The organism is uncultured Limimaricola sp., assembly GCF_964022235.1.
Lineage (GTDB): Bacteria > Pseudomonadota > Alphaproteobacteria > Rhodobacterales > Rhodobacteraceae > Limimaricola.
On sequence record NZ_CAXHZL010000003.1, the window covers coordinates 239,186 to 260,029 of the forward strand.

Annotated in this window: 19 protein-coding genes; 6 read left to right on the top strand and 13 right to left on the bottom strand. The window is 67.3% G+C overall.

Annotated features, from left to right (window positions below; all coding sequences use genetic code 11):
- Window positions 1–27: 27 nt before the first annotated feature.
- Genes glyS through AADJ02_RS05815 form a run of 3 tightly spaced genes read right to left on the bottom strand, consistent with a single transcriptional unit; the run spans window position 28 to window position 3,526 of the window.
- Window positions 28–2,088, bottom strand: a complete 2,061-nt coding sequence (glyS, locus tag AADJ02_RS05805; protein WP_341212049.1) for a glycine--tRNA ligase subunit beta — start codon at window positions 2,086–2,088, stop codon at window positions 28–30.
- Entirely contained in the window at window positions 2,088–2,609 is a 522-nt protein-coding gene (locus AADJ02_RS05810; protein ID WP_341212050.1) for a DUF6446 family protein, read from the bottom strand. Before AADJ02_RS05810 ends, glyS begins: the two co-directional genes overlap by 1 nt.
- Complete coding sequence (locus AADJ02_RS05815) at window positions 2,606–3,526, bottom strand: glycine--tRNA ligase subunit alpha (protein WP_341212051.1); 921 nt, start codon at window positions 3,524–3,526, stop codon at window positions 2,606–2,608. Before AADJ02_RS05815 ends, AADJ02_RS05810 begins: the two co-directional genes overlap by 4 nt.
- Window positions 3,527–3,704: 178 nt before the next feature.
- Here AADJ02_RS05815 and AADJ02_RS05820 point away from each other — a divergent pair, with 178 nt between their 5' ends.
- Window positions 3,705–5,495: a trypsin-like peptidase domain-containing protein gene (locus tag AADJ02_RS05820; protein WP_341212052.1), complete on the top strand. Its 1,791-nt coding sequence runs from the start codon at window positions 3,705–3,707 to the stop codon at window positions 5,493–5,495.
- 3 nt (window positions 5,496–5,498) lie between these two features.
- Here AADJ02_RS05820 and AADJ02_RS05825 read toward each other — a convergent pair whose 3' ends face one another.
- The 4 genes from AADJ02_RS05825 to metZ all read right to left on the bottom strand — a co-directional run bounded on the left by AADJ02_RS05825 (window position 5,499) and on the right by metZ (window position 11,026).
- Window positions 5,499–7,094, bottom strand: coding sequence for a 5-guanidino-2-oxopentanoate decarboxylase (locus tag AADJ02_RS05825; RefSeq protein ID WP_341212053.1), 1,596 nt, complete (start codon window positions 7,092–7,094; stop codon window positions 5,499–5,501).
- On the bottom strand, window positions 7,094–8,542 hold the full coding sequence (locus AADJ02_RS05830; RefSeq protein ID WP_341212054.1) for a TrkH family potassium uptake protein: 1,449 nt from the start codon (window positions 8,540–8,542) through the stop codon (window positions 7,094–7,096). Before AADJ02_RS05830 ends, AADJ02_RS05825 begins: the two co-directional genes overlap by 1 nt.
- A 93-nt stretch (window positions 8,543–8,635) precedes the next feature.
- Entirely contained in the window at window positions 8,636–9,754 is a 1,119-nt protein-coding gene (folE2, locus tag AADJ02_RS05835; RefSeq protein WP_341212055.1) for a GTP cyclohydrolase FolE2, read from the bottom strand.
- A gap of 96 nt (window positions 9,755–9,850) precedes the next feature.
- The gene (gene metZ, locus AADJ02_RS05840; protein ID WP_341212056.1) at window positions 9,851–11,026 is read right to left on the bottom strand and encodes an O-succinylhomoserine sulfhydrylase; all 1,176 of its coding nucleotides are present in this window, start codon (window positions 11,024–11,026) and stop codon (window positions 9,851–9,853) included.
- A 200-nt stretch (window positions 11,027–11,226) separates the two neighbouring features.
- On the opposite strand from metZ, the gene AADJ02_RS05845 reads away from it, so the two are divergent.
- The gene (locus AADJ02_RS05845; protein ID WP_341212057.1) at window positions 11,227–11,928 is read left to right on the top strand and encodes a glutathione S-transferase N-terminal domain-containing protein; all 702 of its coding nucleotides are present in this window, start codon (window positions 11,227–11,229) and stop codon (window positions 11,926–11,928) included.
- Between the two features lie 73 nt (window positions 11,929–12,001).
- Here AADJ02_RS05845 and AADJ02_RS05850 read toward each other — a convergent pair whose 3' ends face one another.
- Window positions 12,002–12,601, bottom strand: coding sequence for an inner membrane-spanning protein YciB (locus AADJ02_RS05850; protein WP_341212058.1), 600 nt, complete (start codon window positions 12,599–12,601; stop codon window positions 12,002–12,004).
- 156 nt (window positions 12,602–12,757) lie between these two features.
- On the opposite strand from AADJ02_RS05850, the gene AADJ02_RS05855 reads away from it, so the two are divergent.
- On the top strand, window positions 12,758–13,243 hold the full coding sequence (locus AADJ02_RS05855) for an MgtC/SapB family protein (RefSeq protein ID WP_341212059.1): 486 nt from the start codon (window positions 12,758–12,760) through the stop codon (window positions 13,241–13,243).
- On the opposite strand, the gene ftsY is transcribed toward AADJ02_RS05855, so the two are convergent.
- The gene (ftsY, locus tag AADJ02_RS05860) at window positions 13,240–14,547 is read right to left on the bottom strand and encodes a signal recognition particle-docking protein FtsY (protein WP_341212060.1); all 1,308 of its coding nucleotides are present in this window, start codon (window positions 14,545–14,547) and stop codon (window positions 13,240–13,242) included. The two genes, AADJ02_RS05855 and ftsY, sit on opposite strands and share 4 nt — an antisense overlap.
- A gap of 116 nt (window positions 14,548–14,663) precedes the next feature.
- Here ftsY and AADJ02_RS05865 point away from each other — a divergent pair, with 116 nt between their 5' ends.
- A complete protein-coding gene (locus AADJ02_RS05865) occupies window positions 14,664–15,701 on the top strand; it encodes an alkane 1-monooxygenase (RefSeq protein WP_341212061.1) in 1,038 nt (345 codons plus the stop codon).
- Between the two features lie 12 nt (window positions 15,702–15,713).
- On the top strand, window positions 15,714–16,124 hold the full coding sequence (locus tag AADJ02_RS05870) for a hypothetical protein (protein ID WP_341212062.1): 411 nt from the start codon (window positions 15,714–15,716) through the stop codon (window positions 16,122–16,124).
- Here the strand turns inward: AADJ02_RS05870 and xseA are convergent.
- A complete protein-coding gene (gene xseA / locus AADJ02_RS05875) occupies window positions 16,121–17,668 on the bottom strand; it encodes an exodeoxyribonuclease VII large subunit (protein WP_341212063.1) in 1,548 nt (515 codons plus the stop codon). The genes AADJ02_RS05870 and xseA overlap by 4 nt on opposite strands.
- A gap of 40 nt (window positions 17,669–17,708) precedes the next feature.
- Window positions 17,709–18,074: a hypothetical protein gene (locus AADJ02_RS05880; RefSeq protein ID WP_341212064.1), complete on the bottom strand. Its 366-nt coding sequence runs from the start codon at window positions 18,072–18,074 to the stop codon at window positions 17,709–17,711.
- A gap of 199 nt (window positions 18,075–18,273) precedes the next feature.
- Here AADJ02_RS05880 and purD point away from each other — a divergent pair, with 199 nt between their 5' ends.
- Window positions 18,274–19,548 (top strand): phosphoribosylamine--glycine ligase, encoded by a 1,275-nt coding sequence (gene purD / locus AADJ02_RS05885; RefSeq protein ID WP_341212065.1) that lies wholly within the window; start codon window positions 18,274–18,276, stop codon window positions 19,546–19,548.
- Window positions 19,549–19,758: 210 nt separating this feature from the next.
- Here the strand turns inward: purD and AADJ02_RS05890 are convergent, their stop codons facing one another.
- Together AADJ02_RS05890 and fdxA are read right to left on the bottom strand one after the other, a co-directional pair.
- Window positions 19,759–20,271: a CarD family transcriptional regulator gene (locus tag AADJ02_RS05890; protein WP_099274372.1), complete on the bottom strand. Its 513-nt coding sequence runs from the start codon at window positions 20,269–20,271 to the stop codon at window positions 19,759–19,761.
- Between the two features lie 233 nt (window positions 20,272–20,504).
- Window positions 20,505–20,840: a ferredoxin FdxA gene (gene fdxA / locus AADJ02_RS05895; RefSeq protein ID WP_341212066.1), complete on the bottom strand. Its 336-nt coding sequence runs from the start codon at window positions 20,838–20,840 to the stop codon at window positions 20,505–20,507.
- Window positions 20,841–20,844 lie beyond the last annotated feature (4 nt).

The window sequence follows — 20,844 nt, forward strand, 5'->3', positions numbered from 1 at the left end:
GCCAAGCACGGCCTTCGTCTTATGGGTTCAACCTTCGATTTTCGTCAGGTCCGCTACCGCGCCGCAGGTCGTGCGGATGCGCGACAGCAGGTTGAGCCGGTTGCGACGCAGCACCTGATTGTCGGCGTTGACCTGTACCGCCTCGAAGAAGGCGTCGATCGGCGCGCGCAGGCTCGCCATCGCCCCCATCGCCGCGCCGAAATCCTCTGCGGCCATCGCCGTGTCGATCTTCGGCTGCGCACCATCGAGCGCCGCAAAGAGCGCCTTTTCCTCTGCGCTCTCGGCGAACTTCGCATCGGCGCCATAGGAATACTCGACCCCGTCCTTGGCCTCGGCCTGGGTCAGGATGTTGTTGGCGCGCTTGAAGCCCTGCGTCAGGTTGGTGCCGTCCTCGGTCTTGAGGAAGGCCGCGAGCGCCTCGGCGCGGGCGACCAGAAGCGTCAGGTCGTCGTTGCCGGGCATGGCGATGCAGGCGTCGATGACGTCATGCGGGATGCCCTCGGCGCGCAGGTGAACCTTGAGGCGGTCGTGGAAGAAAGAGATGAGGTCGTCGGTGCTGGCGCGCTCGTCGGCCTTGGCGATGAGGTCGCGCAGCTTCAGCCGCAGCCCGTTCGACAGCACCAGCCGGATCACGCCCAGCGCCGCGCGGCGCAGCGCGAAGGGGTCCTTGGAGCCGGTGGGCTTTTCGTCGATGGCCCAGAAGCCCGCCAGCGTGTCGAGCTTGTCTGCCAGCGCCACGGCGACCGAGACCGGCGCGGAGGGCACGGCATCCGAAGGGCCGAGCGGCTGGTAGTGTTCCTGCACGGCAGCAGCGATCTGTGCGCCGAGGCCCTGAGCTTCGGCGTAATAGCGCCCCATCAGGCCCTGAAGCTCAGGAAATTCGCCCACCATCTCGGAGCGCAGGTCGGCCTTGGCCACCTTCGCGGCCCGCTCGGCATCATCGGCGTCGGCCGAGACCTGCGGCGCGATCTCGCGCGCCAATGCCGCGATGCGGGCGATGCGGTCGGATTGGGAGCCGAGCTTGTTGTGGAAGGTGACGTTCGACAGCCCCTCGGCCATGGCTTCGAGACCGCCCGCCTTGACGATGCGCAAATCGTTCTCCCAGAAGAACTTGGCGTCCGACAGCCGCGCCGAGAGCACCTTGCCGTTGCCCGCGAGGATCGTGGCCCCGTGATCCGGCGTCTCGATATTGGCGACGGTGACAAAGCGGGTGATCTTGCCCGACTTCGGATCGCGCACCGAAAAGAACTTCTGGTGCTCCTTCATCGAGGTCTGCAGCACCTCGGGCGGCAGGTCGAGGAAGTCGGCCCCGATCTCGCCCATCAGCACGACGGGCCATTCGACGAGGCCCGAAACCTCGTCGAGCAGCCCACGATCCTCGACCAGAGCGAGGCCCTGCGCGAAGGCTTGGCTCGAGGCTTCGGACCAGATCGTTTCGGCGCGCTCCTCGGCGCGGAGCATCACGCGGGCGCGCTTCAGCTTGGTCTCGTAATCCTCGAAGGAGGACACGGTGAACTCTTCCGGCCCCATGAAGCGGTGACCGCGCGTCGCGGCCCCGGCGTCGATGCCGTCCACCTGCATCGGCACGACCTCTGCCCCCTGCTCATCCGTCAGGATGCACAGGATCGAATGCAGGGGCCGCACCCAGCGCAGGTCGCCTGCGCCCCAGCGCATCGACTTGGGCCAGGGGAAGTTGCGGATCGCGCTCTCCAGCACCTCGGCCGCGATCTGGGCCGCCGGACGGCCCTTGTGGGTGATCTTGGCGAAGTAGAGCTGGCCCTTTTTCTCGTCGCGGATCTCGAGCTGGTCCTTGGTGAGACCGGTCGAGCGCAGAAAGCCTTCCAGCGCTTTTTCGGGGGCGTCGGTGCGCGGGCCCTTGCGCTCTTCGACAGTGTCGCGGCTGGCCTCGGTCAGACCCTCGACCGACAGCGCAAGGCGGCGCGGCGTGTGAAAGGCGCCGGCGGAGGCATAGGTGAGACCGGCCTCGACGAGGCCGTCGGTGACCATGCGCTTGAGGTCGTCGGCGGCGCGCGCCTGCATGCGCGCGGGGATTTCCTCGGAAAACAGTTCGATCAGCAGGTCGGGCATCAATTGGTCCCTTCGGGTGGGGTCGGGCAGCCGGGCGGGGCCGGGTCGCCGTCAAAGACGACTTCGCCGCAGACGTTGATCTGGTTCCAGGCGAGCGCGCGCCCGTCGGGCATCACGGCGAGGATGCGGTCGATGCCGTAGGGCTCGTTGAGCTTCCAGACATAGGCGCGGGCCTGCCCGCTCTCGAGTGCTTCGCCCACGTCGCGCGCGTCATAGCAGTCGAACCAGCCCGGCGCGACCAGCGGCTCGGCGCGCTCGTGGATCACGGCGTTGTCGAAGGCGGTTGCGTCCTCGATGTCCATGCAGGCGCGAAAGCGGATCGGCGAGCTGTTGCTGTCGATGGCGCGCAGGTTCGACACCGCAACCGTGATCGGCGCGGCCCGGTCGTCGAGCACGGTGACCTCGCCCACCTGGGCCGGGGTCAGCTCGTCGTAATAGGCATAGACTTGCAAGTACCACATCAGCACGCCCGACAGGAGCGCGAAGGCCAGCAGCGCCGAGATGACGATGCGGGTGATCATGCGACGGCACCGCCCGCGCGGGTGGTGACGAAGGCGTCGGCGCAGGCCTTGGCCAGCGCGCGAACGCGACCGATATAGGCCTGCCGCTCGGTCACCGAGATGACTCCGCGCGCGTCGAGCAGGTTGAACAGGTGCGAGGCCTTGATCGCCTGATCATAGGCGGGGTGCGCCATGACGATACGCTTACCGGTGCGCGGATCTTCGGCTGGGGCCGACAGGATCGCCGCGCACTCGGCCTCGGCATCCTCGAAATGCCGCAAGAGCATCTCGGTGGTGGCGGTGTCGAAGTTGTGGCGCGAATACTCTTCTTCGGTCTGGCGGAACACATCGCCATACGTCAGCGCGATCGGCGCGTCGGGGTCGTTGAACGGCATGTCCATGACATGATCGACACCCAGCACATACATCGCGAGGCGCTCGAGCCCGTAGGTCAGCTCGCCCGAGACGGGGCGGCAGTCATGCCCGCCGACCTGCTGGAAATAGGTGAACTGCGACACCTCCATGCCGTCGCACCAGACCTCCCAGCCAAGGCCCCAGGCGCCCAAGGTCGGGCTTTCCCAGTCGTCCTCGACGAAGCGGATGTCGTGCAAGCCGGTGTCGATGCCGATGGCGCGCAGCGAGCCGAGGTAGAGGTCCTGCAGATCCGGCGGGCTCGGTTTGATGATGACCTGATACTGGTAGTAATGCTGCAGCCGGTTCGGGTTCTCGCCATAACGCCCGTCGGTCGGGCGGCGGGAGGGCTGGACATAAGCCGCGGCCCATGGGTTCGAGCCCAGCGCACGCAGCGTCGTCGCCGGGTGGAAGGTGCCGGCGCCCACTTCCATGTCGTAGGGCTGCAGCACGGCGCAGCCCTTGGAGGCCCAGTAGGACTGCAGCCGCAGGATGATCTCCTGGAAGGAACGGGGAGCGTCGGTCATCAGGGGGCCTCTCGCGGGTTCACGGATCGCGGGCCTGCTTACGGTGCGGCGCAGATAGGGTCAATCATGGCGCGCCGGCGCAACAGCTACGCCCAGCTGCGGCGCTTTTGCATGGTCCCCGGCCGATGCGGTGCTATGGTCGCAGGCCAGATTCAGCACAACGGGACGCGCGATTCACATGAAACGACTGCTTGCAGCCCTGCTCGCCACCGGCTTTTTCTCTGGCGCAGGATGGGCGCAGGAGGGCGGCGTCTGGCTGCAGGTCGAAGCCCTGCCAACGCTGAGCCGGGCAGAGACCCGGGCGCGCGCCTATGCGGGGCGCTTCGAGGCGGTCTCGGGCTATGCGCTGGGCACCGGCTGGTACGGTATCGCCCTTGGCCCCTACGATCCCGCCGAGGCGCGGCGGCTCTTGGGCGAGTTGAAGGCGGCGGGCGCGATTCCGGGCGATGCCTTCGTGGCCGACGGCGCGCAGTACCGCTCCCGCTTCTGGCCGGTGGGCGCGCGGGGCGATGCCCCGGGCGTCGCAAGGGCACTGACCGCGCCGACGGCGACGTCGACTGAGGCACCTGCCGCAGACACCGCGCCGGACGCCCCTGCCACCGACACCCCCGACGCCACCGATACCCCTGCCGCTGAGGCCCCGCGTGAAACGCTGGCCGAGGCGCGCGCCTCGGAGCGCGCGCTCGACGGCACCGAACGCGAAAGGCTGCAAATCGCGCTGCGCTGGGCCGGGGTCTATGATGCGGGCATCGATGGGGCCTTTGGCGCGGGCACCCGCAGCGCCATGGCCGATTGGCAGCGGCAGAACGGCTACGAGGACACAGGCGTGCTTACCTCGACGCAGCGCGCGGCGCTGCTCGGGGCCTATGACGCGGTGCTCGACGGGCTGGGCCTTGCCGCGGTGACCGACGATCAGGCCGGGATCGAAATCGTGATGCCGACGGCGCTCGTTGCGCGCAGCGAAGCGCAACCGCCCTTCGTGCCCTACGAGGCCAGCGGCGATGAGGCGGTGCGGGTTCTGCTGATCTCCCAGCCCGGCGACACGAAGCGCCTCGCCGGGCTCTACGAGATTCTTCAGACGCTCGAGGTGGTGCCGCCGGAGGGCGCGCGCGGGCTAGATGCGCGCAGCTTCGTGATCGAGGGGGCGGACGACAACCGCGTCACTCATGTCGAGGCGGCGCTGATCGAAGGCGCGATCAAGGGTTTCGCTCTGGTCTGGCCCGCGAATGACGAGAGCCGCCGCACGCGGGTGCTGTCGGAGATGACGGCGAGTTTCAAGGCGCTGCCGGGTGTGCTTGAGCGCGGCCAGGTGCCCGCTGACGAAGAACAGTCCATTGATCTCGTCTCGGGGCTGCAGATCCGCGCGCCGCTGCGCGAACGCGCGGGCGTGTTCGTAGATGCGAGCGGCACCGTCGCCACCGCCGCCGAGGCCGTCGCTGGCTGCGGCGACGTGGCGATCGACGGTCAGCTCGGCGCGACGCTCTTGATGGAGGACGCCGCCTCGGGCCTCGCGCTGCTGCGGCCCGCTACCCCGCTGGCCCCGCGCGGCGTCGCGACGTTCCAGACCGGCGTTCCGCGCATCGGCGACAAGGTGGCCGTGGCGGGCTTTCCCTACGGAGCCGCGCTGTCGGTGGCGGCGACGACCTTCGGTCGTCTGGCCGATATCCGCGGCCTTGGCGGCGAGGAGGATCTCAAGCGGCTCGAGCTGAACGCGCAGCCCGGCGACGCAGGCGGGCCGGTGCTCGACATGGGCGGCGCGGTGCTGGGGCTACTACTGCCCGGCGACCGCGAAGCCGGTCGGGTGCTGCCGTCGGGCGTTGCTCTGGCGCTCGAGAGCGACACGGTGCTCGCCGCTCTCGATGCCGTGGGCGTCGAGGGCAAGCGCACCGAGGCGCGCCTCGACGAGACGGTCCAGACGGTGGCCCGGCGCGCGGGCGAGATGACGGCGCTGGTGAGCTGCTGGGAGTGAGACTCAGACCAGATCCGGCGTGAGCCGGATCAGCGTCGGGCCATTTGCGGCGAAAGCGCGCTCCAGCGCCGGGGCTATCGCGTCGAGGCTATCTGGCGTCTCGGCCTCCGCCCCCCAAGCACGGGCCAGCGCGCAGAAATCGGGGTTGCGTTGATGCACCGCCTGCGGCGCGATCTGCGCCGAGCGCATGCTGGCCTCGATCTCGCCCAGTCGATCATTGTCCCACACGATGAGCGGCAGCGGCAGGCCCAGCTCGACCGCGGTGCCTAGCTCCTGGATCGTGTACTGCACGCCGTAATCCCCAGCGAGCGCCACCACCGGCACATCGGGCCGCCCCACCGCCGCGCCGATCGCTGCGGGCAGCGCATAGCCCAGCGTGCCGAACCCCGACGGATGATGCCACAGCCCCGGGGCGGGCGCGGGCCAAGCCTCGACTGCCGCATAGGCGATCTGGGTCATGTCCGAGAACACCATCGCCTCGGGCGGCAACGCCTCACGCAGCGCGTCGATCACCGCCAGAAGGCCCGGCCTTTCGGCGTCGATCTCGGCGAACCAGCGCCGGCGCGCGGCGTCGATCCGGTCGGGCTGCCAGTCCGAGGCGGCCGACCCCGGCCCCAGCGCCGCGACGATCATCGCCAGTCCCGCCGCCGCATCACCGGCGAGCCGAAGCTCGGATCGGGCGTCGGCGGCGAGAATTGCGGGATCGATGTCGAGCCGGATCACCCGCGCGTGGTCATCGAAACCGGGCATCTCGCGCCAGAAATCCGTCTCGGACAGCGCGCAGCCCGCCACCAGCACCACGTCGGCACGGGCAATTTCACGGGCGCTGTCGGGTCGCGCGAGAAAGCTGCCATAATGCAGCGGGTCCCCCGGCGCGATGACGCCCCGACCAGCGGTGGTCACGAAGCTCGCGGCCCCCAGCCTCGCGGCCAGAGCACGCGCCTCCGGCGCGGCCCCCGTGGTGCCGCCGCCAAGGATCAGCAGCGGTCGACGCGCTTCGGCCAGAAGCCGCGCGGCGCGGGTGACGAGGCCGGGGTTCGGGGCGCTGGGCGGCTGCGGCCGCACCGCAGGCGGTGCCGCGAGGGCCGGAGCCTCGAGCAGCGGGATCGGGACCTGCATATGCGCGGGCCGCGGGCGGCGCTCGGCAAACCCCGCGAAGGCGCGATCGAGCAGCGCGTAGGCATGATCGGCGTCGCGCGCCTCCTCGGACCACGCGGTGACGGTGGCGGCGGCGCCGCGCTGGTCGCGCATCTCGTGCAACCGATGGTCGGGCGGGCCGCCTCCCGGCAGACAGGATGAGATCGCCAGAACCGCGACACTGTCGGACCAGCTCTGGCCCAGCGGCGTCATCAGGTTGCACAATCCTGGTCCCGAGATCACGCAGGCCACGCCGGGCCGCCCGGTCGCGCGCGCGTACCCGTCGGCCATGAAACCCGCGCCCTGCTCGTGCCGTGCCAACACATGCTGCAACCCCGCGTCGTGAAGACCGCGGTAGATCTCCTGATTGTGGACACCGGGGATGCCGAACACCACCTCGACACCGCGCGTAGCCAGCGCTTGGGCCAGCTGCACTCCGAGGGGGCGACGGGGTTCCTGCATCACGATCTCCAGAATTCGCGGGTGACGACCACCAGCACCACCAGCAGCTCGAGCCGCCCGATGAACATGCCGATGATCAGGATCCATTTCGAGACTTCGGGCAGTGGCTGAAAGTTTCCGGCCGGGCCGATGATCGGGCCGAGGCCGGGGCCGATGTTGGCCAGCGCCGTCGCGGCGCCCGAGACACTGGTGATGAAGTCGAGCCCGGTCAGCGACAACAGCACCGAGGTGATGCCGATCGAGACGATGAACACGACGAAGAAGGACATCACCGACGACAGCACGTCGGGCGGCACCGGGCGGCCATCGTAGCGCGGGGTGAAGACCCCGTGCGGCTGGTGGATCTTGCGGATCTGCGCCGCGATCGAGGCGAACAGGATCTGGTAGCGGAAGATCTTGACCGAGCAGGCTGTCGAGCCCGCGCAGCCGCCGATCAAGCCGATGAAGAAGAACATCGCTACTGGGAACGGGCCCCAGGTCATGTAGTCGGCGCTGGCATAGCCCGTGCCCGACATGATCGACACCACGTTGAACAGCGATTCGCGAAACGCGATCTCGGTGAAGCCATGGGTGTAATTGGCCAAGGACAGCGAGATCAGCACCACGCAAACCATGATCGTCAGGAAGAAGTCGCGCACCTGCGTGTCGCGCAGCAGGGGCCGCGCTTGCCCTGCGGCGAGTTGCACGTAGCGCACGAAAGGCAGTGCCGAGAGAAACATGAAGACGGTGCCGACGTAATGCGCGCCTGCGCCATAGGCTCCAAAGGAGGCGTCGGTGGTGGCGAAGCCGCCAGTCGAAATCGTCGTCATCGCGTGCACCACCGCATCGAACGGCTCCATGCCGGTGGTGATGTAGGCGAGAATGCACGCCAACGTCAGACCGACATAAATCACCGAGATACCGCTCGCGATCTCGGCGGCGCGGGGCAGGATCTTGCCCATCGTCTCAAAGGCCTCGGAGCGGAACACCTGCATGCCGCCGACCTTGAGTTCGGGCAGGAACACCATGGCAACGACGATGATGCCGATGCCGCCCAGCCATTGCAGGATGCCGCGCCATAGGAGCAATCCGCGCGGCAGCTCCTCGAGGCCGGTGAGCACGGTGGCCCCGGTGGTGGTGATCCCGGACATCGCCTCGAACACCGCGTCGGTCAGGCCACTGTCGGTGGCGCCAAGGATGAAGGGCAGCGCCCCGAAGGCGGGCAGCGCGATCCAGACGGTCGAGGTGAGCAGGAAGGTCTGGCGCAGCGTCAACTTGGGCTTCACGCCGTTGTGGCACGACAGCGCCATCAAGATCCCGGTGAGCAGCGTCAGCACGGCGCTTTCGAGAAACACCGGCCAATGGCCGTTGCGCGCCCCGAGGTCGGCCAGCATCGGACCCAGCATGGTCAGACCCAGCACCGACAGCAAGAGGCCGTTCACATATCCGACGGGGCGCAGGTCGATCATGTGGGAGCGTTGGCGTAGCCCTCTCGCCCTGTCAAGCGAGCCGGGCACGCGGTCCCCGGGCGTGGCTCTGGAGCCGCGCCCGGGGACCTCTGATCAGCCGGCGTGAAGCAGGCTCGCGAAGAGCTGCGGATCGAGGCTTTCGTTCGCGAAGGTCGACCCTTCGGTGAGCAGGCTCACCGCGTCATGGCTGTGCAGGCTTTCTTGATGGCTCGCCATGATGCGGAAATCGCCGATGCGCGGGTCTGCCATGAGCTGCTCGGCAAAGAGCCGCGCCGCGTCCTCGACGAAGATCGGGTTGGCGGCGTTGAGCTCGGCAAAGGCCTGCTCGTCCTCGCGCTTGACCATCACCTGCGTCTCGGTCGGCACGGCGGCGCGCGCCATCTCGACGAGATCCTCGAACCACAGCACCGGGCCGGGCTCGACCACGACAGAAAGCCGCGCGACCGAGCGCTGCGAATGCGGCGTGGCGAGTTGGCCCCGGAACTGGCGCGCATGCTCGCTGAGTTCGAGCGAACACGGGCAGGTCGAAGAATAGACATAATCGAGGTGGATGATCTTCTTGGCCACACCGGCCTGTTCCACCAATTCGAGCGTGAGGTCGTAATATTGATAGCCCGACAGCCCCGAGCGCAGCGACGGGCGCAGCATCGGGAACCGTACCCGCATCTGGATGCGCGCGTCGAAGCTTTTGAGATCGGCGATGTAGTCGGCGAGCGCCGTCTCGATCACGTCAAAGGAAAACGTCTTGTCGGCATGGCGGTAAAAGGACCGCATGATGCGCGACATGTTGATGCCCTTCTTCTCGGCTTCGAGGCTGACCGTCCCGGTCACCGAAGCCTCGAGCGCGATGTCGCCGCCGTCGCGGGTGTGAAAGCGGATCGGCAGACGGAAGTTCGAGATGCCGACATGCTGGATCGCGCGGGCCGCCCCGCGGATCAGGCTCGAGGGGCCGTTCTGCAAATCGGGCAGCATCGCGCGGTAGCTGTCGTCGACGATGAAATCCTCCGGATAGGCGCGCGCCAGAGCCGGATAGTTCGACAGGGCCTGCCCCGGCACCAGCCGCCCGATCAGCGGATCGAGCGTGGCGACCTCCTCGGGCGTGGCAAGCGCGGCCCAACTGCGCAGCAGGCGCAGCGCCTTGGCCGCATCCTCGCGGTCGGGAACGGGCTGAGACTCGGTGGATCGGTGCAGATCGCGGGTGGCTTGCGTCACGAGGGAAGTCCTCCGGTCGGGTCGACCCCCACCATATAGGAGGTCTGCGAGTGATGTTCAGGCCCGCTGCGATCTGCCCGGTTCGGTTCGCCGAACTCAGATGGCTGCGATGGCGTGTCTCAGATCCTCGATCAGATCCTCGGCATCCTCGAGCCCGACAGACAACCGGATCAGGCCCGGCGTGATTCCAAGTGCCGCTTTTTGAGGCTCCGGCAGTCTTTGATGAGTGGTCGACGCCGGATGCGTCGCGATTGACTTGGCATCCCCAAGGTTGTTCGAAATGATCACGATGTCGAGAGAATTCAGAAGCTTGAACGCAGCTTCTCGCGATCCTGCGTCAAAAACGACGATAGTGCCGCCCGCGCCCATCTGCTTAAGGGCGAGTTCATGCTGCGGATGAGCGGGCAATCCAGGGTAGATTACCTTCGCGAGTTTGCTCTCCTGAGACAGCGCCTGCGCAACGCGCTCGGCGCTCTCGGTCTGTGCCCTCACCCGAAGATCGATGGTTTCCAGACCCTTGAGCATCAGCCAGGCGCTGAATGGCGAAAGCGAACCGCCGGTGTGTTTCATGTAGGGCTCGACCACACCGCGGATATGCTCCTCGGTGCCGAGGATCACGCCGCCCAGTGCCCGGCCTTGTCCGTCGATGTGCTTGGTGGCCGAATAGACCACGATGTCGGCCCCTTGCGCGATCGCATCCGAATAGACCGGCGTGGCAAAGACGTTGTCGCAGACCACCTTGGCGCCAACCGCATGGGCAAGTTCGGACACAGACACGATGTCGACGACTTCGAGCGCGGGGTTCGAGACGCTTTCGAAGAACACCGCCACCGTATCGGGCCGGAGCGCCGCGCGCCACTCGTCGAGGTTCTTGCCATCCACAAAGGTTACCTCGACGCCGTAGCGCGGCAGGATTTCCTCGAGGATATAAAGACACGAGCCGAACAGCGCGCGGCTCGACACCACATGGTCGCCTGCCTTGAGCATTGAGGTCAGCGCGCCGTTGACGGCAGCCATGCCCGAGGCGCAGGCGAATGCGGCTTCGGCCCCTTCGAGCGCGGCCAGCCGGTCCTCGAACATCTTGACGGTCGGGTTGCCGTAGCGGGCATAGATGAACTCGTCGCCCTCGATCTTGACGAAGCGCTGCTCGGCGGCCTCGGCCGTCTCGTAGACGAAGCCCTGCGTCATGAAGATCGCCTCGCTCACCTCGCCATACTGGCTGCGGCGGGTGCCGGCGTGAACCGCGCGGGTGCGCTTGCGATATTCGGTCATGTCATGGCCTCCGGGCCGAGTTGTTCCGAGGCGACACGGGCGGGCACGGCGCGGGGCCGCGCCCTTGGTCCGGGCGCCGCTGTCTGACGTCGCGATAGCCCCCGACCCGACATCGGTCAAGCATACCCGCCGTCCCTTCCAGCTTGCATCCGCCGAACGTCCTGCCAGTCTTGCCGGACCGCAGCACGAGGATCGCCCCCATGCCCACCCCCATCGATCTGTATTACTGGCCCACGCCGAACGGCTGGAAGATCTCCATCGCGCTCGAGGAAATGGAACTGCCCTACGCGGTGCATCTGGTGAACATCGGTGCCGGCGACCAGCGCCGCCCGGAGTTCCTCGCACTGTCGCCCAATGGCCGGATGCCCGCGATCACCGACCCCGACGGCCCCGACGGCGCGCCGATCTCGATCTTCGAAAGCGGTGCGATCCTGCAATACCTCGCCCGCAAGACCGGTCGCTTCTGTGGCGCGACCGAGCGGGCGCGCATAGCGGTGGACCAATGGCTGATGTGGCAGATAGGCGGCCTCGGCCCGATGGCGGGGCAAGCGCATCACTTTCTGCAATATGCCCCCGGCCTGACCCCGCCGCAGGACATCGCCTATGCCAAGGATCGCTACAGAGGCGAGGTCGCACGGCTTTACGGCGTGCTCGACCGGCAATTGGCCAAAAACGAATTCGTGGCCGGGGCGGATTACACCATCGCCGACATGGCCTGTTTCCCATGGGCGCGGCTCTGGGCGCGGCAGGAGCAGCGGATCGAGGAGTTTCCCCACATGACGCGCTGGCTCGACGCTCTGGAGGCACGCCCCGCCACGGCGCGCGGCGTGGCCCTGCATCTCGATCTGCGGCAGGGCACGGCGGATCGCGACCAGCAAAAACACATGTTCGGCCAACGCTGAACGCACGCCGCCGGGGCACCATGTACCCCGACGGCTACTTTAGCTCGAAAATACTTAATCTCCGACCGATCCCCTATTCCTTGGATTCGATCATATAGGGCTGCAGCGCCGCGATCTGCAGCCACAGGAACACGAAGAGCGCCGCCGGAAAGGCAAAGGTCTCGAGCTTGACCCACAGCTCTTCGGACTGGGTGCGCCAGATGAACTCGTTGGCGACCGCCAGGGCCGCAAACATCATCGCGAGGCGACGGGTCAGCAAGAGCCAGCCTTCGTGGCGCATCGGCAGAGCCTCGCCCATCACCCATTCGAGCCAGCTCTTGCGCAGCACCAGCCCGGTCACGAGGATCGCGGCAAAAAGGCCGTAGACGATGGTCGTCTTCATCATGAAGAACCGCTCGTCGTTGAACCACGCGGTCAGCCCACCAAAGAAGATCACCATGAAGGCGGTGAACACCTGCATCCGGCTCAGGCTTCCGGTCAGCGCCCAGAGCGCGGCCATGGCCGCAAGCAGGATGGGGATGAAGATCAGCGTGGCGAGGATGAAGCCCGAATACTCGGTCCCCGCGATCATGAAGCTCTCTTCCTTGAGCTTGAGATAGACGAGGAAGAAGGCCAGCGTCGGCCCCAGTTCCAGTGCCTGTTTGAGCCATGGGCTGATGTTGCGTTGCGCCATTCTCGGTCTCCTCTATGAGCGCGCCGCGCCCGCTGTCGGACCCGACATACGCATTGCGCCCCGGTTGGACCAGTCCTCGGCGCCCCGCCCGGGGGCCGGGAACACGGCGCGGTGATGCACCGTTGTCACGCAAACATCCAAAGGAGGCCACGATTCATGCTCGAAGTGCTGCAAGCCGATCTCGCCACCGGGTTCCGCGCCACCGGGCCGTGGGTCGCGGCGATGCGGCTTCTGGCGGCGATCGTACTGACCGGGATCATCGGCATCGAGCGCGAGTGGCGCGGCAAGCCCGCCGGCCTGCGCACCCATATCCTCGTCGGACTGGCCGCTGCGCTTTTCGTAATGCTGGGACAGGAGGTCACGCAGCTCGACTTCGGCGGCACCGACGACAAACGCATCGACCCGTTGCGCCTGATCGAGGCGGTCACCTCGGGCGTCGCTTTCCTTGCGGCGGGCATCATCTTCACCGCCAAGGGCGAAGTGCGGAACATCACCACCGGCGCGTCGCTCTGGCTCGCGGGGGCCGTGGGGCTGGGCTGCGGCGCGGGGCAGATCCCGCTTGCCGCAATGGCGAGCGTGATGGTGGTCGTAGTGCTGATGCTGTTGCGCGAAGTCGAGCGACTGCTCGGCTGGCACGACTAGGTCAGGTCGCCCTCGGCTCCGGTCAGCGCGCGCGCGAAATCTTCGGGATCGAAAGGCGCCAGATCGTCGATCTGCTCGCCCACGCCGATCGCATGGATCGGCAGGCCGAAGCGGTCGGCCAGCGCCACCAGAACGCCACCGCGCGCCGTACCGTCGAGCTTGGTCATTACCAGCCCCGACACATCTGCGATATTGCGGAAGATCTCGACCTGGCTCAGCGCGTTCTGCCCGGTGGTGGCGTCGAGCACCAAGAGCGTGTTGTGCGGCGCGTCGGGGTCTTTCTTGCGGATCACGCGGACGATCTTCGACAGCTCCTCCATCAGGTCCTGCCGGTTCTGCAGGCGCCCCGCTGTATCGATCAGCAACAGGTCCGCGCCATCGGCCTGCGCGCGGGTCATCGCGTCGAAGGCAAGGCTCGCCGGATCGGTGCCCTGCGGCGCGGTCATCACCGGCACGCCCGCGCGATCGCCCCAGATCTGGAGCTGTTCCACGGCGGCGGCGCGGAAGGTGTCTCCGGCGGCGATCACCACCGACTTCCCGGCGGCGCGAAACTGGCTCGCGAGCTTGCCGATGGTCGTGGTCTTGCCCGAGCCGTTGACGCCGACGACCAGCACGACCTGCGGGCTCTTGGAATAGATCGGCATCGGGCGCGCGACCGGCTCCATGATCCGGGCAATCTCGCCCGCGAGCAGGTCCTTGATCTCGGGGACCGAGAGTTTGCGGCCCATGCGGCCCTCGGCGATGTTGGCGGTGACGCGCAACGCCGTCTCCACGCCCATATCGGACTGGATCAGCAGCTCTTCGAGCCGCTCTAGCATCGCGTCGTCAAGCTCGCGGCGCGGCGCGGCATCGCCTCCCTTGCCGAACAGGCGACCAATCAGCCCGGGCTTCTGGGCAGCAGGTGCGGGGGCGGGTGCGGGTTCTCGCGCGGGTTCCGACACAGGCTCCGGCGCGCGATTTTCATGCACCGGCGGCGCGGGGGGCGTCACCGGGGCGGCAGGCATGCCGGGTGTCACGGGAGGCGACACGGGGGGCATGGCATCGGGCGTTGCCGGGCGCGGCGCTGCAGGGGCGCTGGGCTCCGGGCGCGGCGTGGGCTCAGGCTCGACATCCGGCTCTTGCGCAATATCCGGCTCAAGGGCGGGGTCCAACTGCGTCTCGGGGGCGGCAGGCTCCGGCGCGGGCGCCCGAGCCTCCTGCGTCTCGGCAGTCCCTGCCCCCTCCTCGACGATCTCCTCGAGTCCGCGGTCGAGCTTGGAAGACGAGGTGAAGAGCCGGTCTTTGAGTTTTCCGAAAAAGGACATGCGCCGCCCGGTCCTGCTGTCTTTGATGTTACCTGCTTCACCTAACCCCTGCAGGGGGTCTTGGAAAGGGAGGGGCGTGCGCGCAAGACTGTCCTGCCCGCCCCACCGAGGTCGCCATGCCACTCACTTTCGCAGCCGCCACTCTGCTGCCGCTGCCGCTCATCGCGGCGGCGATGGTCTGGGGTGGGATCTGGACGCTCGTCGCGCCGCTGGCGCTGACGCCCCTTGCGGCGACTCTTGATGAGATCGGCGCGCGGTTGGCCTCGCCGCAGCCGGGGGCGGAATTTCCGGCCTCAAGCGCCCTGACGCTGGTGATCGGGTGCGCGCATTTCGCGGTGCTGGCCGGCGCGGTCTGGGCGCTGGCAGGCGACTGGCTCGGACCCGTGGAGAAGGCCGGGCTTTATGCTGCCACCGGTCTCTGGCTCGGCCAGGTGAGCAACGCCAACGCGCATGAGCTGATCCATCGCTCCATGCGCGGGTCACGCAGGCTGGGCGTCGCGGTCTATGCCTCGCTCTTGTTCGGGCACCACGCCTCGGCGCATCCGCTGGTACACCATGTCCGGGTGGCGACGCGCGACGACCCGGCCACGGCGCGGCGCGGCGAAGGGTTCTGGCGCTATGCGCTACGCGCTTGGCACGGCGGGTTCCGCGAAGGGCTGCGTGCCGAGACAGCGCGGCGGCGCGGGCGCGGACTGCATCCCTACTGGATCTATGCAGGCGGCGCGGTCGTGGCGCTGGCCGCCTCGCTGCTGTTGGCCGGATGGGCCGGGCTCATCGCGCATCTCGCGCTCGCGGGGTTCGCACAGGTGCAACTTCTGCTTTCGGATTACGTGCAGCACTACGGTCTGGAGCGGACACGCCGCGCCGGTGGCCGCCCCGAGCCTGTCGGCGCGCGGCACAGCTGGAACAGCCCGCATCCCGTGTCGTCATGGATGATGCTGAACGCCCCGCGCCATTCGGACCACCATGCACGCCCGGCCCGGAGCTTTCCCGCACTCGACCTGCCACAGGATGCACCGATGCTGCCGCGCAGCCTGCCGGTGATGGCCTGCCTCGCGCTGTGGCCCCGCGCATGGCGACGGGTGATGGACCCGCGCGTGGCAAATTGGCGCGCAGCGGGTACCAAGGGGCTGGCGGCGGAGGCGGGAGAATGAGAGCGTGGGGCCATGACCCATACTCGTCTCGGCCTGCCACTGGCCTTCACCCTTCTGTTCGTTTTGCCCGTCGCCGCGCAGGAACGCATGCCGCTCGGGGCCGACGCTTTCGAAGCTTTGGTCGAAGGGCGCACCCTGACCTACGAAAGCCAAGGCCAGCCCTATGGCAGGGAGCGCTATGGCCCCGACCGACAGGTGACATGGTCATTTCTCAATGGGCGATGCCTCGACGGGGAGTGGTATCCCAACGCCGGTGCGATCTGCTTTGCCTATGAGGACGGCACCGGCCCGGAATGCTGGCGCTTTTATGAGGAAGGCGGACGGCTCAGCGCCGAGTTCGTCAACGACCCGGCGACGCCGCAACTCTATCAAACGGATGAGAGCGACGCACCGCTGTCGTGCCAGCCCGAGGTCGGGGTCTAGAGAAGCGTGCCCTGTTCGGGCGGTGGTGGCACGGGCTTGGCGGCACGCTTGGGCTTGGGGCCCTGCCCGACCTGCATCCGCCCATCGCGGAATTCGATCTCAAGCACCCCGGCTGCCTGCGCCGCCGCGACGTCGGTGACCACAGCACCGTCGCCGCGCACCACGGCATAACCGCGCGCCAGCGTTGATCGGTAGCTCAGCGTATCGAGCAGACGCGCCAAGGCCGCGAGGCGCTCGCGACGATGATCAAGTGGCCGCTGCACGAGATCGGGGCGCAGCCTTGCCGCGATCTGGCCCAGCGTCCGGCGCTCCTGATCGACGGCGCGGCTAAGCGCCGCCGGGCTGAGCCGCAGCCCTTCGAGCCGGAGCCGTTTTTGCGCCAGCCCCGCGCGATGCGCCCCCGGCAGCCGCGCCGAGGCGGCGTTCAGTCGATCGCGGCCCCGTTCGACGGCGTGGGTGACGAGGCCGGGGCGCAGCGGGTGATCCGACAGCTCGATCCGCTTGCGTGCGATGGCTGCGCGTAATGCGCCCGGCAACCGCATGTCGAGCGCGTCGAGCCGCTGCGCAGGCCCCATCAGCAGCGTCTCGGGGCGCGGCAGCGCGCGCGACAGATCGCGCAGCCGCTCGGCCCGACGGTCGAGGCCTGCACGGGACGATTGCCCGAGCCGCGCACCGAATTGTGCCAGCGTGGCCTGAAGCTCGGCCCGGACCGGCACCGCCATCTCGGCGGCGGCGGTGGGTGTCGGCGCGCGGCGGTCGCTGGCGTGATCGATCAAGGTGGTATCGGTCTCGTGACCCACGGCCGAGATAAGGGGGATCTCGCTCTCGGCCGCGGCGCGCACGACGATTTCCTCGTTGAACCCCCACAGATCCTCGATCGAGCCGCCACCCCGCGCCACGATCAACAGGTCGGGACGCGGCAGCGCGCCGCCCGGGCTCATGGCGTTGAAGCCGCGAATGGCGGCGGCCACCTCGGCGGCCGAGGATTTGCCCTGCACCGCTACCGGCCAGACCAGCACCTTGCGCGGAAACCGGTCGCGCAGGCGGTGCAGGATATCGCGGATCACCGCGCCGGTGGGCGAGGTCACGACGCCGATGACCTCCGGCAGATAGGGGATGGGCCGCTTGCGCCCCTCGTCGAACAGCCCCTCGGCGGCGAGCGCCTGCCGCCGCTTTTCCAGCATCGCCATCAGCGCGCCCGCGCCCGCAGGCACCACTTCCTCGACGTTGAGTTGGTAGCGCGACTGCGAGCCGAAGGTGGTCATCCGCCCGGTGGCAATGACCTCCATCCCCTCTTCGGGGCGATGGCTGAGCTTGGAGACCTGCCCCTTCCAGCTGACGCTGGCCAGCACCGAACGGTCATCCTTGAGGTCGAAATACATGTGGCCGGTGCGCGCGATCGTGACGCGGCCCACCTCTCCACGCACCCGGACATGCCCGAATTCGCCTTCGATGGTCTTCTTCACCGCGCCCGAAATCTCGGACACGGTGAACTCATGCGCGTTGTCGCCCGCGTCGGGGCCATCGTCTTCGAACAGGTCCATGCCCCTTACCTGCACCAAGCCACGCAAGGGGGCAACGGGGTCACTGCCCCATATCGTTCTCTTCACCCTCGCCATAGAGCCAGGCGGAATATTCCTTACGCGCCAAGCCGGTCATGAAGGTCTGAACGCCGCGCACGTGGCTCAGATCGGGCTGAACGCGGCCGCGTGAGTTCTGCGGCAGGAATTGCGCGGCCTCGATCACCCCACGCCGCGTGCCCGGACCCCAGGCCGCGTCGAGCGCGCCTTGATAGAAGCCGCCGAAGCTCAACTCCTCCTGCAGGTCACGGCGCGTCTTCGCCGGCAGCTGCATGAAGATCACGCCCAAAGGATCATCCTGAGCCATCGCACCGGTGGCGGCCAGCCCGAGGCCGAACGGAATCATGGCAAGAAAATGGCGTCTTTGCATAGGGTTAATCCTCATTTAAACCAAAGGTTGCATCTCACGGCGCTGTGATCTCCTCCAGCTTCTCGGGCCCCGACGTAGGCTTCCGGAGCGACAGAGTGGCTGATCGGCCACAGCTCTGATGCCAGAGCCGCGCCATTGCCCCGGAATGCCCGCCCGCATAGAAGCGGCCCCGACGGCAAGCTGTGCGGGAGACGCGACCATGAACATCCTCATCCTCGGGTCCGGCGGGCGCGAACACTCCATCGCCTGGGCGGTGCTGCAGAACCCCAAGTGCGACAGGTTAATCGTGGCTCCGGGCAACGCGGGCATCGCACAGATCGCCGAATGCGCCGATCTCGATATCCTCGATGGCGACGCGGTCGCGGGCTTTGCCGCCGAGAACGCGGTGGATCTGATCATCGTCGGCCCGGAGGCACCTCTGGCCCTGGGCGTCGCCGATGCCTGCCGGGCGGCGGGACTGCGCGTGTTCGGCCCCTCGGCCGAAGCGGCGCGGCTCGAAAGCTCCAAGAGCTTTACCAAGGCGATCTGTGACGCGGCGAATGCCCCCACGGCGGGCTACGCGCATTTCACCGATCTCGATGCCGCGCGCGCCTATCTCGAAACGCAATCGATGCCGATCGTCATCAAGGCCGACGGTCTCGCCGCCGGCAAGGGCGTGGTCGTGGCGATGGAACGCGACGAGGCAGTGTCGGCGCTCGAACACATGTTCGGCGGTGAATTCGGTGCCGCGGGTTCCGAGGTGGTGATCGAGGAATTCATGGAAGGCGAGGAGGCGAGCTTCTTCGTGCTCGTGGACGGCGAAACGGTGCTGCCGATCGGCACAGCACAGGACCACAAGCGCGTGGGCGACGGCGATACCGGCCCCAACACAGGCGGCATGGGCGCCTACTCCCCCGCGCCGATCCTCGATGACGCGGTGGCGCAAAAGGCCCTCGACGAGATCGTCCGCCCGACGATGCGCGAGATGGCCAAGCGCGGCACGCCCTATTCCGGCGTGCTCTACGTAGGTCTGATGATCCAGCACGGACAACCGCGCCTCGTGGAGTACAATGTCCGGTTCGGCGACCCCGAGTGCCAGGTGCTGATGATGCGGCTTGGCGGTCAGGCGCTCGACCTGATTCAGGCCTGCGCCGAAGGCAGGCTGGAGAGCGTGAAAGCGCAATGGGCCGACGATCATGCGCTGACCGTGGTGATGGCGGCGAATGGCTATCCGGGCAGCTACGAGAAGGGTTCCCGCATCAGGGGCCTCGACGCGCTGGAAGAGAGCTCCTCGGCCATGGTGTTCCACGCGGGCACGGCGGCCAAGGACGGTGGCATCGTTGCCAATGGCGGTCGGGTTCTGAACGTGACCGCACGGGGTGAAACCCTCGCGCAGGCGCGCGAGGCGGCTTATGCCATGGTCGACGCCATCGACTGGCCCGAAGGCTTCTGCCGGCACGATATCGGTTGGCGGGCGCTCCCCGAAAAGCTCTGAGGCCCGCGCCCTGATCCGCGCTGTGGCTCGGTCCCGCGCCATGAGTATTCGAAGAGTAAAGTCACGGGAGGCGTTTCGCAGGGTATCGGTATCGCGCGGCGCTTCGGCAACTTTACTCTGAAAATACTCAAAATCCGGCACATCAACCAAGCGCCACGCAAAAGGGCCGCACCAAACGGTGCGGCCCTTCTCATTCATCCGGTGGAAGGATCAGGCAGCGGCGGCGCGGCTCACCAGCACACCGTCGATCTCGCGCGCGGCGGCGGTCTCGTCGCTGCCTGACACGGCGGCGATCTCACGGATCAGGCGCTCGAGTGCGGCCTCGTAGAGCTGACGCTCGGAATAGGATTGCTCGCGCTGGTCGTCGGCGCGGTGCAGGTCGCGGACCACCTCGGCGATGGCGATGAGATCGCCCGAGTTGATCTTCTGTTCGTATTCCTGCGCGCGGCGCGACCACATGGCCTTCTTGACCTTGGCCTTGCCCTTGAGGGTCTTCATGGCGTGGGCCACGACATCGGGCGAGGACAGCGAGCGCAGCCCGGCCTCGGTTGCCTTGTGCGTGGGCACGCGCAGGGTCATCTTGTCCTTCTCGAATGAGATCACGAAAAGCTCGAGCGACATGCCCGCAACTTCCTGCTCTTCGATCGAGACGATCTTGCCGACGCCATGCGCCGGATAGACGACGAAATCATCGGGGCGGAATTCGTTCTTCTTCTTGCTCATGACGTCCTTCCTGAAAGACCTCACCGGGAATGTGACGCGCGAAAGGCCCGACAAACCGAATGGTTCGTCGGGGGCGCAGACGGCCGGATGGGATCTAGGTTTGCAGCAGCATTACCGGATCAATATAGCACAAAAATGCCCCCCAAGGAAGCGCCACGCGGCATCGCGGCGAAACGCCTTTGGACAAGGCATTTCGGCTCAGGTCGCGTTACGGCCCGGCGGTTTGGAGCGAATCAGCCGCCTTCGCCGGGCGCTTCGGAGAACAGTTCCATCTTGCCCTCCTTGCCGTCCATCTCTTCCGCGTTCGGCAGGGGATCTTTCTTGGTGACGATCACCGGCCAGATCTCGGAATACTTGCGATTGAACTCGACCCACTTCTCGACATCCGGTTCGGTGTCGGGACGGATCGCATCGGCCGGGCACTCGGGCTCGCAGACGCCGCAGTCGATGCATTCGTCGGGATGGATGACGAGCATGTTCTCGCCCTCGTAGAAGCAGTCGACGGGGCAGACCTCGACGCAATCCGTGTACTTGCAGGCGATGCAGTTGTCCTTGACGACGTAGGTCATTGGC